This window comes from Pseudoalteromonas sp. SR45-4, assembly GCF_014163535.1.
Taxonomy (GTDB): domain Bacteria; phylum Pseudomonadota; class Gammaproteobacteria; order Enterobacterales; family Alteromonadaceae; genus Pseudoalteromonas; species Pseudoalteromonas nigrifaciens.
Genome location: NZ_JACJDO010000037.1, coordinates 23,289 through 39,211 on the forward strand (window position 1 = coordinate 23,289; position 15,923 = coordinate 39,211).

A 15,923-nucleotide genomic window follows, 5' to 3' on the forward strand; every position below is an offset into this window, starting at 1 on the left:
GGCTTAACGCCCTTTTTTCCTTTTTAATTGTAATTTAAGGCCGTTTAATAGCTTGAAACCTATAAAAATTAAAATCGTAATCATCAAGCCTTCAATTATTATATAAATAGCAAGCTGATCTAGTTGTCTTGGTTTGAGGTTTATATTAAGCAGCCGTTCTTTGATTGTCAGTTTCGTTTTTATTTTTGCAAACATCCTGAAAATCGTTTTTTCTTTCATGAGCTGTATTGGCACTTGAATGTAAAGGTCTTTATTTAATGTGTCAAAATAGCTTGTGCTTATATCTTTATCAATTAGTTTCTCATAAGCCTGTAGGCTGTCAGATAACCTTGAAAAAGGTATATCATTGCCTAAAGTTAATTGTGAGTCCGCGATTACCGCCCCATTCTTTTCGGTAAGTAGCAAATGGGCGCCTCCCTCAAAAACTATGTCACTAAGTAATGACACCAACCTGGTTATGTTTGTTAGCCGAATATCAACACCCACCACACCTATGACTTCATCATGTGAAAATATTGGCAATGCTATCGATAGCAAATTGATATTCTTATTATCCACTAAAGCTTCATGGGGTGGGATAAAGCAAGCTGCTCTTTCCTTGAAAACACATGAGTACCAGTGGTTGTTGTCCATACCTAGCTTGTTTTTATAACTAAACTTAAATGAACTTTCAGGTTCAATCGTTGTGTTTGTTCTACCACTATCTGTAAGAGTGAAGTATGGAGTAAAGCGACCAATTTCGTTACCACCAAAATTCGCATTGCTAATGTATTTGTTATCAGTTCCAAATTTGTTTGATTCAAAAATTGTGTAAACACCAAAAATAGAAAAGTTTGAGTGAAGTGTGTCTTTGGATATTTCCATAGCTTTTTTGCGCTTAGCGCTTTCTAAAAGCTCGTCGTCTGATATGACATTCAATATATTCTGCTGTAGCTGGGTTGCTACTAATTCAACATCCTTTAACTGCTTAGCCAGTGGCTTGATAGCCAGTTCCATTCGGGATAAATAAATATCATTGTGCTTTTCTAAAATAGAAGAATTAGAACTTGAGTCATGAATTGCAAGAATGGTAATTAAAACTACAGCAAACGTAAGTATTAGCGTGATTGGGATATAAGCAAATTTAACCCACGCTTTTCCACTATGCATTTTATTTCCCATCATACAAAAACACAGAAAGTATACTGCTACACCTTAAATAACAACATATGACTTGTGAATAATAATGAAAACTTATGAAAAAGGGGGTTGCGCGTTTACGAACCCATCGTAATCTTGTTTGTATCAGATAAATGCAAGGGCAATAAAACATGAATAACTATGATGAACAAAACCTGCAACACCAAAACGCTAGACCTATACAAAATGCTCAGGCTAATAGCCATCAGCATTCTAACCAGCATCAGAATGGTTCTAATAATAACGCTATGCCTGCTAATCAATATCAGCAAGCTAATTACCCACAAGGTGGGAACAAGTACCCTGCTAACAATCAGCGTAAATCGTACCCTAGTAAAAATACGAGACAGGCTGCACCAGCTGACTTCACTGTTATTAAGCGCATTTTAGAAAGCACTAAAGAAGCGTTTGAGGGAATTGTTGGAGCTAATGGGTTGGAGGTTAAGTTTTTCGAAGAATGCATTTATGCACAGCAATTGATTGAAGCTAATTACAACAACACAAACAATAAAGACTTCTCTTTAGCATCTGCTAGTGAAGACTCTATATCTAAAGCACTTATTCTAGTTGCTAATAGCGGGCTAACTTTAAACCCGCAATTAGGTTTGGCCTATTTGGTGCCGCGCTGGAACTCGAAAGCTAGTCGCTTAGAGTGTCATTTAGAGCCATCATATAGAGGCTTACGCCGCTTAGGTATTGATAGTGGCGCAATTGATTCTGCAGTAGCTGAGTTAGTTTACGCAAATGACGATTTTAAATGGGTTGACCGCTTTTCTAAGCCAAAGCATGATTTTGACCCTTTTGAAAGCAACCGTGGTGAATTAAAAGGTGGCTACTGTTTAGCTAGAAGGCCTGATGGAAGTTTCTTATGCACTCCAGTAAATTTAACTATGTTGCATAAAATTCGAGATCTTTCTAAAGGCGGCGTTTGGGGTGCATGGTTTGAAAAAATGGCCTGTAAAACCATTATTAGGCAAGGCTTTAACGATTGGCCTATACCTACTGCTTCACCGCAGTCGTCACTTGTTACAAACCTACAAAACTACCTGAAGAATGTAGATGCTACCACTCAAGAGGTTCTTGAAAAGCCTGTAGGTACGCATGATGCCAACTCTTACATTGGGGCGGAGCAATACCCAAGCCCTAACTATGCTTAGTGTGCTTTTAAAAATGGCTAAACTAGCGCCATAAATATTTAAAGGCTGTTTGCTATAACAGCCTTATATAACCTTATAAAACTAAAATTAATAACGAGATAAACATGCTTTCACCTAAAACAGTTGAATTATTAACAAAAAAACTTATTGCTTCTTTACTTGATGAGTGTGGAGCAACTAATGCTTCAGAGGGAGAAATGGTTTTAAACAAACTGGTTGCTATTGCCACACAGTCAGTTGAAACCCTTGTTGGTCATAAATCGTCATTAGATATGCTAGAAGGCGTCCGGGATTCTGCTATCGCTAATCATGAGCTAACAACGTTAATGGCTGTTGATGTGGATTTAAATGTTGATATTAATGTCAAATCAACCTTATTTGCAGCTGCTGCGCATATACATTAGAGGGCGAGTAAATGCATTTAGAGAGTTCAGTAACTCTTGTTAATGGCACTGGGGAAATGCAAGTTTTAAATTGTCTCGGTGGTAAATATGGTTATGTTTTAGAGGTTGTTGAGATTTTAAGTAATGGTGTTGTAAACAAGCGTTTTGGCTCCTTGGGTTTAAGTGCCATTCCTGCGCGTAAAGCCTATCAAGCTATATTGAATGAGGTAGATGGTTTTATTCGTAAAGGGTATGAAATAGCTAAAAGCACAATACCTTTAGTTTATGTTAGTTCATATGTGTTTATGGCCAAAGAGGTATCCAGAGAGTCTGAAGTTATAGATAAGTGTGAAATATTAAGTAAATCTAAAAGTGACAAGTATGTTTTTAAGAAAATATCTAATGGTTCACTAGTTAAGTTGATTCTGAGCGATACAGGTAATCAAGTAGTTTCTTTGGTGACGCATGACAGCAAGGTTATCCCTACTCCACCAGCTTTAATTCGTTCGCTGTACTTGCTTAAAGAATGCATAGAAGCGAATAACTTAGTGTTTGAAGCGTGCCTTGATTTGCATACAAGCACTTTGCAGTTAACTGATGTTCTCATTGAAAATGGCAGCGTTTTAGATCTTGGTGTTTGCCAACGGTATAGCTTATTGAAGAGTTACATCAAGCGGCCTATAAAAAACATAAGCATTGCTAATGCAGGCTTTAATACCGGCGATAAAATGCAGCTCCTTGTGGAAGCTAAACGGGACGGTTCACTAGTTGAAATTACTAGTAATCATCAAGAATTAAATAAAGGTAAGAGGTTTATAATGGATTTCAAGCAAGAGGTGCATTTACAGGTTGCGTCAATAAGTACGAGTGGTTTGGTTACTTTAAGCTCAATAATAGGTGGTTTACCCATTGTGGTTGGTGAAGCGATTGTGCCACCTCATTTGAAGCTAGAGCCGCTTGATAATGTTTTAGCGTTATTCTCTGGCGTTGAGTTGGGAGCGTTAAGTAATTTACACATTAAATCAAAACTTAGTAATTGTGAAGAGGCAGTGATGCCAGCAAGTTTAGCTAGGCAAATGGGCTATGACAGCAAACCAATGTCTACACAGGCTCATGAGCAGGTACAAAGCATTTATTCTCGCTTTGATGTATAGCTTAGTTACTATAAACTACACGTTTAATACAGAGCGTTTAATATGTTTTCTATATCTAACTCGATTGTTATATTAATAATAACATTATGCTTTTTCTTACTTTTAGTCAGGTTAAGTAAAGCAAACAAACATAAAAACTCCAAAACTTTACCGAGTAATAATGGCTGGGATGCAAGCTCATGCCGCTTACCGGGTGACCCATCAGAGGTTAAGTTGTATCTCAGTGCGTTGGAGCGACTTGGAGATTTCTTTCATGTGCAGTTTGGAACATCTGTACAGTGCATCGCCAATCATAAGGTTGACCCCCTACACTTTGATGCTGTTATAGATATTTTGTTGCTTGATAAGCAGACTCTAAAGCCGAAATTGGCGGTGTTTTTAACTGCTGGTGGCCTAGTGTGGATGACTAACTCAAACAGGCAGCTTGAGTCAGCAAAAGCTTTATCTGATTCAGGCATTCATGTGATCACGCTCACTAGGCAAGATTATTACGACGCCAATAAACTTGTTACTGAGATTTTAGATACGTTGGATGCTAGCCCTGATAATGACGGCCTTTCGTTTTACAACTTTAAGAATGATTAATTAAAGCCTAATACATCAAATGGCTTCAACCCCAATACTTGCGGGATTTAAAATAACATTAAAATAGGTTTTTATTTAGGTACCAAAAATGCAAAGTTTTTACAGAAATGAAGTTGAGGCAAAATTAATTGGACACGTTGCATGGTGCGCTTTAATCGCACTTAAATTAGCTAAACAAAATGGTGATGTTCCGCAGAACAACCGGATTAAAGCTAATAAATTCATTGCGAACTGGGCTAAAAAGGCACAAGCAGAACTTCGATTTGGCCGTACCATGAATAATGAACTAGATATATGGCATTATTCAGGCACTAAAAAAGCTCTCATAGCTAAGCTTGAGTTTAATATAGAGTCTATTTATAAGCAGTATTGCCAGCTTGCACATAAAACTAGAAAATTACCTAGTAGCTTCAAGCGACGCATTTTAAACGCTAGTACAGCCCTGCAGGAGTTAGGCTGGTGTACTGAAATCGGACTTGAACGAGACTGGCAGAACGAGGGCTCATACAACTGCACTGCAGATAGCACGGCTATTATATTAAAAGAGCATCTTGAGCTATTTGATAACGTAGGCAGATTTTCCTCACCTATATCGCTGATGATAAATAGCAATAATGTAAGTGAGGCAGTAAAGAAGTTTTATGATTCAGGTATTATTTTATTTTTAGAAGATCAAAATACTTACAAAGGAAAAAAACAATATAAATTTTCCATATGGCCAAACAATTCTGCACCAGCTACTGCCAAGCCCATGCCTTTGCAGTAGCTATACAATGCTTCATTAGTATTGCTGGCTTTATAATGCTTTCACTGGGTTACAAAAGACTCTGCTCATATTTTGCATACGCATGTTGAAAGCGTTATAGTCCAGCAAATTATTACGTTGATACAACTTCTTGATTGTTCAACACCTCTTTATTCTAGGCTAAGGTGCTATAAACATGGGTTACAAAACGCTTATAGTTGAAGACGATGCAGTACAGCGACTTAAAACAGCACATTATTTTAAGCAGGCTGGCTATACTGTCTTTGAAGCCACTGATAGCAATGAAATGAACTCCATACTGACTTGTAATAAAATAGATCTAATAGTTCTCGATTTAAAATTGCCTGGTATAGATGGCATTCAGATAGCTCAAAAATTAAGGGCCACTTCCGATATAGCTATTATAATGGTAACCGGACAAACCGACCAGATTGATGTGATCCTTGGTTTGGAGGTTGGTGCTGACGATTATGTTATGAAGCCGGTTAACATGCGTGAACTTCTAGTTAGAGCACGAAACCTTTTATGGCGCATTCAACTAACTCGTGATGCATTATATAAAGCCGAAACTGCGTGGGCACAACTAGAAAAAGACGATTCAGTATATAGCTTCCTCGATTTTAAGTTAGATGTAAAAAAGAGGACTTTAGAAAAAAACAATGAATCGATTGAAATCACTAAAGCCGAGTTTGAATTACTTTTAGCCTTCATAACACATCCCTTTGAAGTAATGGGCCGTGAGCGTTTGTTAAGCCTTATTAGCCATAGAACTGACTCGCCTTCTGATAGAACCATTGATGTTTTAGTGCGGAGGTTACGAGCAAAAATGGAAGATGATAGGAAAAAACCTAGAATTTTCGCCACCTGCCATGGCGAAGGTTACTTTTTTTCTGCTGATGTTAAATAATAAGTGAAACAACCTTTTGCTTAGATTCAAAACCAAGAGTATTGGCCCTCGCCTACTTACAGCTTCATTAGTTTTATTTTTATCATACGCAACCTCTCTTGTTGTTTGGTGGTATTCGTTCGACACTATTAGTGACGAAAAATCTGTAATTGTTGAGCAAACTCTACCGGACTTAATTGTTGCCGGCGAAATTAGCGAGCTAGATTCTGAAATTTTTATGCTTTCAGATAAAATGCTTAACTCACCTAATATATTGACCTTGAAGCAGCATGAAGAAACTATTAAAAAACTGCTAGCAAGTCTATTAAAGTTGCTTACAGAGTTACAGCGGGGTCAAAAAAAAGATGTTCTTAATAAGTCATATTTAAATATTGTTGCTCAATTGGATAGTGGAACTAATACAGCTCAGGAGTATGTTAGCCTTGAGTTCACCATTAATAATAAATTCAATGAAATATTATCCAATTTAAATGAATTCAACCTACAACTTACAACCCCAGCATCTAGCCCACAGGCTGAAAACGATATAACAACTTATATAACGCTAAATTCAACAATAGCTAAGTATAAAGCTAGAGAGCTAGTACAAACCGACACTATTGATGAGTTAACGCACCTTGAGAGTTTACTGCGCACAAATTTAGAACATATCGAAACCAGCTTGCAGGGGATGCCTGACGCAGAGCTTAAAAGTAGGTTAGCAAATATATTAGGCCTCTCTAAAAAGGACGTATCACAACTAGTTTTGCTACTTAGTAAAAAGCTAAATTTAGATGATATGATAGAGAACCACCAGCGGTTACTAAAAGAGGACCTCTTTGTATTGAGTCAACAGGTAGACTTCATTGTTGATAAGACACATTTTGATGCAAGAGCCTCTTTCATTACTATTGCAGATCTCACAAACCACACAAGCCGAGTTCAGATATACCTAACAATATTTTTCTTATTCGTATTTGCCTATACCATTAAGTATATTTTTATAAATATACTTCTACGACTCAATAATACGGTAAAAATAGTTAATAAATTAACTAATGGGGACTTGCTCGTTGATATACCTGTAAGGAAAAATGATGAAATAGCTATTTTAAATTCGGCATTGCATGTGTTTAAGCAAAACTCCAAGAAACTACAGGACAGCGAGAGAGAACTAAAGGAAATAGTTGACCAAAGAACAGCACAGTTAACTCAGGCTAACAACCTTCTAGCCCAAGAAGTTAAGCAGCATGCATATGCCAGGTCAACCGCAGAAGCAGCCAGCAAAGCTAAGTCGGATTTTTTAGCTCATATGAGCCATGAAATTAGAACGCCTATGAATGGCATAATAGGGACTATTGAATTACTGCAAGATACACCCCTTGATGTAACGCAGGATAAATACACAAAGGTAATTGCTAATTCAGGCTCTATTTTAATGACTATTTTAAATAACGTACTTGATTATTCAAAGATAGAAGCCGGCCATATAAGTATTTACAACTCAAATTTTAGTTTGCGTGAGACAGTAAACGATTTAAAACTTTCACTTGAAGCTACTGCAATTAAAAAAAATATTTCATTAACCACTATTTTCTCAGAGCACTGCCCAGACTTACTATATGGCGACTCACGCAAGCTATCGCAGATTTTATTCAACCTAGTGGGCAATGCCATTAAATTCACTGATGAGGGCTCAGTAAAGCTTTTTGTCACCCATATTAATGGCAGCAATAGATTTCAATTTGATGTTGTTGATACAGGCATAGGTTTATCAAATACTGATTTGAAAAAACTTTTCCAGCCTTTTGAGCAAGCTCGGCACACTTACGGCGGAACGGGTCTTGGATTGGCAATAAGCAATCGTTATGTACAGCTCTTAGGTGGTGATTTAAATGTAGAAAGCACTGAAGGGAAAGGCAGTAAGTTTTTCTTCACACTACCTTTTAGAGAAGGCGAATCCACTGATTTAAAAACAGACGCTAGTCAAAAGCAAATCAACATGCCTAGCCTTGATTTATTATTAGTTGAAGATAACCCTACTAATATAATGGTTGCAGTTGGGTTGATAGAAAAACTTGGCCATAAGGTATATGTGGCCGGTACAGGTAAAGAAGCCACTGAGATAATACATAAAATCAAAATAGACATAGTTGTAATGGATATAAACCTACCCGATACTGATGGCATTACATTGACCACTCAACTGAGAAACATAGTTGGCTTTCACTTACCAACAATAGCGTTTTCAGCCCATGTTTTCAGACATGAAATTCAATCTTATATGGATGCAGGTTTAGATGGGTTTATTGGTAAACCTGTAAAATTAGAGCTTTTAGAGAAAACATTAAAAAAAGTATTTGTTGAGCACATAGGCCCAAGCTACATGCATATACCTTACAACGATATAGAGCCACCAAAAACCAGCGAGCCTAGCCATGTAAGTTACTTTGATAAAAGTGTACTTGAATTTGACGAGGAAGCGCTAGGGCTTGAATTAGTGCTTCAGATTGTCAGCAAATTCATATCTCATGGTGCGGAGCTAATCGATAAAATCCAAGCAACAGATGATTTAATTACCTTAGCTAATTTATCACATAATTTAAAAAGCTCTGCGGGCAATACAGGTTTAATTGCATTGCATAAAGCCTGTGACACATTAGAAGAGAAATGCTTAATTGATTCGCCAAAGCCTTTGATTAAAGAGTTAAAAGACAATGTAACTGCCCTTTTCACCTTATCTGTATCTATATTGCAAGAGCACTACCCACAATAATTTAAGCAAAAAAAAACCAAGGGTTGTGCAAAAGCACTGATGCGAAAGCATCCCCTTGGTTTAATCTTATTACCTAATTATTATTTTGAGCCAAAATCATTTCCATATGTTCATGCGGCGTCCATCCGTCATTATAAGAAGTGATTATTGAGCTTTCATCGAGTTCAGTAACATCTAAATTTAATTCAGTTTTTAAAAGATTAGATAAAATCTTCTTAAACTGTATGTATGTTAAAAACTTCATTTTTATACTCCTGCAAAAGCTGATTGAGAATTTAAGGTTATGCCCTGCCAAATTGAAAGTATTTGAGCATTAAGCTTATCTTGCTTAATACGATCTTTTTCGGCTTTAGCTTCAGCTGCTCGCTTTTGTAATAAAAGTCGGTCAGCTTCAATTTTGTCTCGCATTTGTTTATCACGCTTAACATTCCTTAAGTTCAGATCTGTTCTTGCTTCATCAACCATTTCAGCAACCATTTCTCTAATGTAACAACTATAAGCTTTTATTACGCTTTCAGTTGGTCCTATTGAGCAGCTACCAAGATACCTTGTGGCTAATTTTGAGTTATTATTCTGCCTATCAAGTAGACAAATTTGTAAGTCAAAATACTCAGCTTCTTTGTTGATAATCGATTTCATATCATTTAAAAAATAATCATCATCATCAACAATTGAAAAGCTACCACAGTGTGTCTTTTTAACAATAAGCTGAAAGCGACCAAGATCACGTTTAATTGCAGTTTCAGGTTCAAACTCTGGTGGAGTAGAATCTAAAATTGCATAACCATCACTTGTAAGCTGCCTTTCGAGGTCGTGAAGATCCTTATCTATGAAAGATATAAATTCTTCACAGGCCTCTCGCTCCACATTAGTTAGCTCAGGTGAGCAATGAAATTCTTCAAGATGTGCTGGAAACGCGCCACCAATAGATATTTCCAAACCTTTTTTAATGGCACGTGTAACTGCTGCTTTCGTTTTCCCTTTAAGCAAGCGATCACTTAATTCGTGAATGCTTGTGCTATGTAGGGTGGCATACGGGAATTTAAGTCCGTCACCTTGGCTGTAATTCAATTGCCAAGATAGTCCATCTTCTAAAGCAATATCGTCATAACCAAAAGCAGTAAGTTGCAAGTTAAAGTATTTTTCTAATATAGCTATCATTTGTAATTCCTCCACGGAAATTTTTGAAGGAAAGACAATCCCAAGAGGAATTGGCTTCCCCTCTTGGGTTGGTTTATTTTACTGGTTTATAAATTAGTTTTTACTATTGTGTATAAAAGTATTTAGCTTACCGGCACGTTCATAAGAACGTAAGTCGATATACCAAACTTTTACATTGCATCTGATTTTACTAATAGCTTTAGAAGGAGAATAAAACTCTTTCTCTACTAGTAGATTAGACTGCATCAACAGCTCAGCATCCACCAAAGGCAACATACAACCACCAGCCGCTGTTATTGAGCTTGAGTAATGTGTGTTGGTAAGCCAAGGGCAAGGTACAGGATTAAAACAAATATCATATTCAGTTTTAAAGTAATTAGAATTGCCCAAAATTACTCCTAATGAACCGGTTGGAACATCAGTGTATTTAGACTCATTCACTTGAACAAAATCACCTGGCATCGGTAAACGAAAAGACTCGTTTAATACTGTAGGTAATTCTGAACTAATATCTTTAGTAGTTAGCATTGGTATTTCCTCCACAATTTATGAGGGCTTAGCTAACACTACTCCCTTGAGCGTGTTTAGCCCTCAAGGGTTTTTAGTTTATAGTTATTGTCATACTAGATTGATAAAGCTCTCTTAACCGGCCAGCATCTGAAATAAATAAATCACGAAAATTGGTGTGATATTTAATTGTTTCAAACATTGGTGGGTAAACGCCTTTATCCGTAACCTCATCGATCTCAATCATTGTATTAAATAGCTCTGCTTCAGATAGCTCAACCAAAGACAGGTATTTGCCAGCTGTATCATTTAAAACTATTTCTAATGTTGGATCGTAATAGTTATCGCCTATCTTTAGCCAAGCATGTTCAATAGGTATTGTCTTGCAATAGATCCCTAAAACATAAGTGGCGTTTAATGAGGTAGCTAACTTAAATGAATTATCATAACAGCGTTTAGGCTCAACAATGGGCTCAGCAATCGAGCGTAATTGTTCAGGCATATTCTGAATATTGATTTCTTTAAGTCGGCTTGCCTCTATTCGATGTGACAATTGTATAAAGTTATGTAATGACATTTTCAGTTCCTCCACAGGAAATTAAGGGAGCAACAGACCCGAAGGGCTGAAATTCCCTTTGGGTTAAATTAAATATTTAGCAAAAACCTAGCACATCAAGAGCCGCCATAACTGGTCGAGAAATTAAATATGCCATAGGTACACACGCTGCTAAGATAAATATTTCCATGATTGCCTCCAGAGCAAAATAAGGGGGCAATACTCCCAACGGAGTTATTACCCCGGTTGGGTTGGTTTATGGTTTAAGGTTTAAGGTTTTGGTTTAATTAAGCAGAAGCGAGATTAAATTCATTTAGCATGGCTATTGATTTTTTCATAACTTTTTCCATTTGAGGGTTAGTTCTTGAAAACCAATTTTTCCAGTCATGCCAATACATTGCTTCTGAGCCATATTTCGGTGTATCGAATGCAGCTGAAACAACATTGGTATCTGAAAGTAATAAAGTAACTGATTTAATTAAATGTTCACGGGTATTTATTTCACTAAATCGTATCGGTTCTTCAGCAATAAGCTTTAAAACTTCATGATGTTTTAGTTCTTTAAATAACTGGTTGTGTATTGAAGTAATGTGAAAAAAACGAGCTGTGCGATCTCTCTCTAAATAATATTTCAAATGAAATTCACTTGCTCCGACCTGTAAAGGAAAAAGTAATGAACCATTTTCACGAAGCATCCAAATATATTTGATGTTTCCGTACTTATTTAAAATTTCAAAATCGATTTCAATGTCAGATTTATAGTTAACAGGAAGTTCGATTTGGTTTGAGTGCGCTTTCATTAATTCAATAATATTGTTAATAGACATAGTATTTCTCCACAGAATGGTTTTTGGTTAAATAAAGAGAGAAATACTACCCAAAGGTAAGTATTACCCTCGGGTTGGTTAAAGTGATTTTTGCAATAAATATTCATCTACTAAGTAATATTCAGCGTTTGAAGTGTATGTATTTGACTCAACAGTATATTGATCACTATTTTTGTAAATACAATCCCACAAATGCTTATTCTTACCGTTTGCAAATTGCATAATCATTTGTTCATCTACCAGTTTTTTACAAAAAGAAGCTTTAATGGTGAGCAAATATTGTAACCGAAGGTACAAATTATCTTATCCATTAAAACAGCGAATTTTGTACAGGTAGTAGTTATAATTTTATATCTATGAAGCTCACGTTTAAGATCATAAATACAAACTAAATAACGGTTTTTCTCAGGCCAGAAACAATCATTTTCATCATTGTAACAGGGCATAAAATCGGAAAACCATGCATTGAAAAGCCCTTGAATAACTAGTTTAAGTGATTCGCTTGCTTTCATATTATTAGTTTGTTGATTCGAGTTATATTTTAAGTAAAAACAGTCATTTTCATATTTTAAAGAAATGCCAGACCTACTTAAAATTTAATTCATATCACTAATAAAATGCGGGGTGTTTTCTAAAGTTTTATTATTCATCGTATTACCTCAAATTAATGCAAGTAATACAGCCCAAAGGTCAGTAGTACCTTCGAGTTGGTTTATATGTCTAGTATTTAAAATATTAGAGCGAGTAAAATTATTATTCTAATAAGGGAGGTCCTAACTAGAGTTTATTTATAATGTATCTTGTCGTAAAACGATAAGGCACAAATGATCAAGGTGGGTGTTGAGCATTCACCAGAACAATTTTAAAGTAGCGTTCTTCTACTGGGTATCAACAAAAACTAAAACAGAAAGGTACTGAAATAGTATTGGTTGAAAAACTTACTTAATTAAACATCTATCAGCGATCCAAAAATATGGTGTGATAGGAAGCTAGGCTTCTAATGAGAAAGGAAGTAAGGAGTGTTAATTTTGTAATATTAATTCAAAGCATACATGGCATATAAACTTGGAATTAATATTTCAAACCCATTAAGGGGCCTAACTCCTTGTTGTTGAGCAACAGGGAGTCAGGACGAAGTGCATCTTTGTGCACGTTAATTTCAGCATAAATAAAGCCTCCGCAATGATTAACAGATAAGCAAGAAAACCAACCCATAAAGGCATTGATATTCCTGCTTATTTTATTGTGATTAACAATGTGTCTGTTAAAAAGCATTTACGGCAACCGATTTATCGAGTTCAACAGGAAAGCCATCTGCGCCCTCTTGAACATACACATCTAACCAATCTACTGACTTTGCATTAGCTGGTATTTCCATTTCTGGTATGTGTACTTGTACGATATAACCTTCTTTACTTAAGCGTTCAGCAAGTTCTTTTACGGTGTTTTGGCCGTCCAATGATCTATCTTTATCACCCCAAAGAGTAATAATGGTTCGACTTTTTGGTATACCACCTACAACAATGCCACTAGCAAGCTTTAGTAAAGAGCTTGAATAGTGAGGCCTCATTGGTATTCCTGTGCCCTCTCGAATTGCTAAAGCAGTTTCGATTCCTTCACAGTAACCAATTAAAGCCATTGGCTCATTGTCTTCACCTGTAAATATTACTGGTTTATCCATATCTATATAGCCACCTCTAATATCCCACGGCGGAGACATTAAAAGTTTGGTTTTTGTTTCTGGTGCTTTTTTTCCATTTTTAAGAAAAGTACGGTGTAACGATGTGTTATTACCATTTTTATCTTTAAATGTGCCTATCAAAGCTGAGTACCATGGATCACGTTTATCACCTTCTTCACGAAAGCTTATTGGATAACGCAACCGATTATGGTACCTAAGCGAATGAGGTAGCTTGCTAAAATCACCTTTTAAACCACGACTTTTTAAATATGCATGAACCTCTGGAGCATTTGCTGCAGGAATAGAAGTTTGAGCTATTGCACGAACACGGTTCATACGCTCAATTTTTTCTTCTTCACTACAATATTGCTCCCTTACTGTCTGCATTTGCTGTTGTTTTTGCTGGATATGGGTATTAGTAACGCTCCTGATGTCACCACCAAGAATGCTAACAATACTATCCATAGCCTGAGATTTACTACAGCGCTCTAGCCATGCAACCACTTCGATTCCGTCAGGCATTGCCCCTTCGTCGTTGTGATATGCGCCACCAGTTTGTACCCAGTCTTTAAAAAGACGGAACTTGGTCGAGCTAGATTTACTGCCTGTAGTTGTTGGACAAGGTACTTGTCTTGGTGCTTTATTTACTGCTGTAGATAATTGTGAGTAAGCTGAAAAAACGCGGTCCCAATTACCATCTGCTAAAGCACGTACCTTTGATATTTTAGATTGATTTGCTGAATACATTGTTATTACTCCGAATAAGTCAAAAATTTAAAATCCCCGCAAGGACTCCAAAAACCCCGCCACTCGGAATCTTTGGTAGTCCTTACGGCGATTGTTACAGAGGCTGGCTTACGCCATGACCTCTGCTTCTTGCATACTCGATTCAATAACTGGTGTATCCAGTTTTAATGTGCCTTTTATACTTATAGCATCTGCCGTTGTTTCAATGATGCTGATGTTATTCATGCCATCTTCAAACTTGCTAAGCTGATCTTTAAAACGACCACCAAAACACATGAAAACACCTAGAACACGATCTGTACCATTTTCAACAGTTGTTGCTACTTTTGTATAAACGCCATTTGTATATTTTTCAGTAATAGTCACTAACATTGTTTTTCCTCCACGGAATTAAGTAGAGGGAGTGACCACGGACTGATCCCAAGAGGGAGTAGAATGGTCACCCCTCTTGGGTATAAAAGTTTGGTTTTTGGTTTGTTTACCTAACTACTAAATAGTTAAGCTTGGTAGTAATCTCGCAGAAAGTTAAACATAGCCGGGGCTAGGTCTGCACACTGGTCGATTAACATTGTTGGCCTGTTTTCAAAACCGGATAATTCACCAGTTTTAATCCCAATGCCTATTACAGTAATGCCTAAAACATCACACTCTTGTAAAGCCGCTTTGACATTTGGACCTGCTGTATCTCCGTCAGTAATAAGAAAAATAATTTTTCTTTCTTCCTTACGTTGAATCAGGTTTGTCACTGCTCCCAAAAGCGCTTCTGCTGTTGGTGTACCGCCATTAGCGTGCACATTAAAGCTAGTTGAAGTTACTGATGCCATACGCTCGTTAAAAGCCTTAGCAACATGGTTATGAGGTTCGTCATAACTACCAAACGGGTAGTATAAAACTTCACACTCAGTACCTTTCAAAAACTCTAGTGCTTGCGCTATAGAGTAAGCTGCAACATTCGCTGTTCTCATATCCGAAAAACCCATAGAGCCACTCTTATCTACTAAAATAGTAAACGCTGAGTTTGGTGCCCTAGTGATTGCATCGGTTCGAAAAATACGACTATTACCTGCTTTAACTCCCCAAATAGCACCTGAACATAAATCAGTACCTTGTTTATCAAAACTGCGTTTACTCTTGTTACGATCATAAAGAATGCTATGAAGCACTGTTTTAATACGTTGAGAGTTCATGCGAGCCTCGGTAACCCAGTCAGGTATGCCGGATGCATTTGCTGATTTCTTACATGGAAATGGTAAAGCAGGTGCAAAATATGTAGCGTCAAATTCTTCTACAAATTTTTGCTCAAATTCTTCAGCCTTTTCTTCCATTAACTCACGTATTTTTTTATGTAAATCACAGATTAATTCATCTTCGTCAGCGTCAAGAGCGCTTTGAATATCATCTGAACAGGCATTAAGTGAATAACCACTTTTGTCCTTTTCATCTGAACTTTTTGAATTGTCTGTTTGGTTGTCATCGCTAGAGTCGCCTGATTGGTTATCATCGCTAGAGTCGCCAGATTGGTTATCATCGCTAGAGTCGCCAGATTGGTTGTCATCGC

16 protein-coding genes are annotated in these 15,923 nt (G+C 36.8%); 7 read left to right on the plus strand and 9 right to left on the minus strand.

What is annotated here, in order from left to right:
* Positions 1–3: 3 nt before the first annotated feature.
* Positions 4–1,149: a cache domain-containing protein gene (locus tag H5058_RS14350; protein WP_182678760.1), complete on the minus strand. Its 1,146-nt coding sequence runs from the start codon at positions 1,147–1,149 to the stop codon at positions 4–6.
* 161 nt (positions 1,150–1,310) lie between these two features.
* Between H5058_RS14350 and H5058_RS14355 the strand changes: the two genes are divergently transcribed.
* The 7 genes from H5058_RS14355 (at position 1,311) to H5058_RS14385 (ending at position 8,886) form a co-directional block, all read left to right on the plus strand.
* Positions 1,311–2,336, plus strand: coding sequence for a recombinase RecT (locus H5058_RS14355; protein ID WP_182678762.1), 1,026 nt, complete (start codon positions 1,311–1,313; stop codon positions 2,334–2,336).
* Positions 2,337–2,440: 104 nt separating this feature from the next.
* Positions 2,441–2,740, plus strand: a complete 300-nt coding sequence (locus H5058_RS14360) for a hypothetical protein (RefSeq protein WP_182678764.1) — start codon at positions 2,441–2,443, stop codon at positions 2,738–2,740.
* A 56-nt stretch (positions 2,741–2,796) separates the two neighbouring features.
* On the plus strand, positions 2,797–3,873 hold the full coding sequence (locus H5058_RS14365; protein ID WP_182678766.1) for a hypothetical protein: 1,077 nt from the start codon (positions 2,797–2,799) through the stop codon (positions 3,871–3,873).
* A 42-nt stretch (positions 3,874–3,915) separates the two neighbouring features.
* On the plus strand, positions 3,916–4,458 hold the full coding sequence (locus H5058_RS14370; RefSeq protein ID WP_182678768.1) for a hypothetical protein: 543 nt from the start codon (positions 3,916–3,918) through the stop codon (positions 4,456–4,458).
* 88 nt (positions 4,459–4,546) lie between these two features.
* Positions 4,547–5,224, plus strand: coding sequence for a DUF2913 family protein (locus H5058_RS14375; protein ID WP_182678771.1), 678 nt, complete (start codon positions 4,547–4,549; stop codon positions 5,222–5,224).
* Positions 5,225–5,399: 175 nt separating this feature from the next.
* Positions 5,400–6,131, plus strand: coding sequence for a two-component system response regulator TorR (gene torR, locus H5058_RS14380; RefSeq protein WP_182678773.1), 732 nt, complete (start codon positions 5,400–5,402; stop codon positions 6,129–6,131).
* A 217-nt stretch (positions 6,132–6,348) separates the two neighbouring features.
* Positions 6,349–8,886: an ATP-binding protein gene (locus H5058_RS14385; protein WP_182678775.1), complete on the plus strand. Its 2,538-nt coding sequence runs from the start codon at positions 6,349–6,351 to the stop codon at positions 8,884–8,886.
* A gap of 73 nt (positions 8,887–8,959) precedes the next feature.
* On the opposite strand, the gene H5058_RS14390 is transcribed toward H5058_RS14385, so the two are convergent.
* The 8 genes from H5058_RS14390 to H5058_RS14425 all read right to left on the minus strand — a co-directional run.
* The gene (locus H5058_RS14390) at positions 8,960–9,130 is read right to left on the minus strand and encodes a hypothetical protein (protein ID WP_182678777.1); all 171 of its coding nucleotides are present in this window, start codon (positions 9,128–9,130) and stop codon (positions 8,960–8,962) included.
* A gap of 2 nt (positions 9,131–9,132) precedes the next feature.
* On the minus strand, positions 9,133–10,047 hold the full coding sequence (locus H5058_RS14395) for a hypothetical protein (protein WP_182678779.1): 915 nt from the start codon (positions 10,045–10,047) through the stop codon (positions 9,133–9,135).
* A 93-nt stretch (positions 10,048–10,140) separates the two neighbouring features.
* Positions 10,141–10,575 (minus strand): hypothetical protein, encoded by a 435-nt coding sequence (locus tag H5058_RS14400; protein ID WP_182678781.1) that lies wholly within the window; start codon positions 10,573–10,575, stop codon positions 10,141–10,143.
* 73 nt (positions 10,576–10,648) lie between these two features.
* Positions 10,649–11,131: a hypothetical protein gene (locus tag H5058_RS14405; RefSeq protein ID WP_182678783.1), complete on the minus strand. Its 483-nt coding sequence runs from the start codon at positions 11,129–11,131 to the stop codon at positions 10,649–10,651.
* Positions 11,132–11,397: 266 nt separating this feature from the next.
* On the minus strand, positions 11,398–11,937 hold the full coding sequence (locus H5058_RS14410) for a hypothetical protein (protein WP_182678785.1): 540 nt from the start codon (positions 11,935–11,937) through the stop codon (positions 11,398–11,400).
* Positions 11,938–13,201: 1,264 nt separating this feature from the next.
* Positions 13,202–14,365 carry a toprim domain-containing protein gene (locus H5058_RS14415; RefSeq protein WP_182678786.1) on the minus strand — a complete coding sequence of 388 codons (1,164 nt, stop codon included), beginning with the start codon at positions 14,363–14,365 and terminating at the stop codon, positions 13,202–13,204.
* A 108-nt stretch (positions 14,366–14,473) separates the two neighbouring features.
* The gene (locus tag H5058_RS14420) at positions 14,474–14,737 is read right to left on the minus strand and encodes a hypothetical protein (protein ID WP_182678788.1); all 264 of its coding nucleotides are present in this window, start codon (positions 14,735–14,737) and stop codon (positions 14,474–14,476) included.
* A gap of 125 nt (positions 14,738–14,862) precedes the next feature.
* Positions 14,863–15,923: VWA domain-containing protein (locus H5058_RS14425; RefSeq protein WP_182678790.1), on the minus strand; the 1,061-nt coding region annotated here is incomplete at its 5' end.